Annotated in this window: 1 protein-coding gene; it reads left to right on the top strand. The window is 62.3% G+C overall.

Translation table 11 applies throughout. The annotated features are described in order from the left end of the window. Positions 1-48 precede the first annotated feature (48 nt). Positions 49-774 (top strand): ArsB/NhaD family transporter (locus E8E78_RS00030; RefSeq protein WP_280311566.1); only part of this gene is annotated, 726 nt, incomplete at its 3' end.

Here is a 774-nt window from a genome sequence, read left to right as displayed (position 1 = left end):
CCCTGTTGCTTGTGCTTGAGACTTCCCTTCGCTGATTGAGTTGTAGTCATGCTGATCGCATTTATGATTTTCCTGGTGACGATCGTTCTCGTCATCTGGCAGCCCAAAGGCCTGGGTGTGGGCTGGAGTGCCGCACTGGGGGCCGTCGTGGCGCTGCTGGCGGGCGTCGTGAGCTTGTCCGATATCCCCGTGGTCTGGCAGATCGTCTGGAACGCTACCGCCACCTTCATCGCCGTCATCATCATCAGCCTGCTGCTGGATGAGGCGGGCTTCTTCGAGTGGGCGGCATTGCACGTGGCGCGCTGGGGCAAGGGCAGCAGCCGCAAGCTGTTTGCCTTCATCATCCTGCTGGGCGCCGCCGTCTCGGCGTTGTTCGCCAACGACGGTGCGGCACTGATCCTGACTCCGATCGTCATCGCCATGCTGCTGGCCCTGCGCTTTTCCCCGGCGGCGACGCTGGCATTCGTCATGGCAGCAGGCTTTATCGCCGATACCGCGAGCCTGCCGCTGGTGGTGTCCAACCTGGTGAACATCGTCTCCGCCGACTACTTCGGCATCGGTTTCAGCGAGTACGCCTCGGTCATGGTGCCGGTGAACCTGGTCAGCATCGCCGCCACCCTGGGCATGCTGCTGTGGTTCTTCCGCAAGGACCTGCCGCGTACCTATGAACTCGACCAACTGAAGACTCCCGAGGCCGCTATCCGCGACAAAGCGACGTTCGTTGCCGGCTGGTGGGTGCTTGCGCTGTTGCTGGTCGGCTTCTTCGCCATCGAG

This window comes from Pseudomonas sp. BN505 (assembly GCF_029873175.1).
GTDB lineage: Bacteria > Pseudomonadota > Gammaproteobacteria > Pseudomonadales > Pseudomonadaceae > Aquipseudomonas > Aquipseudomonas putida.
Note: the sequence above shows the minus strand (reverse complement) of the source record. Positions and strands in the feature narration are given on the sequence as shown.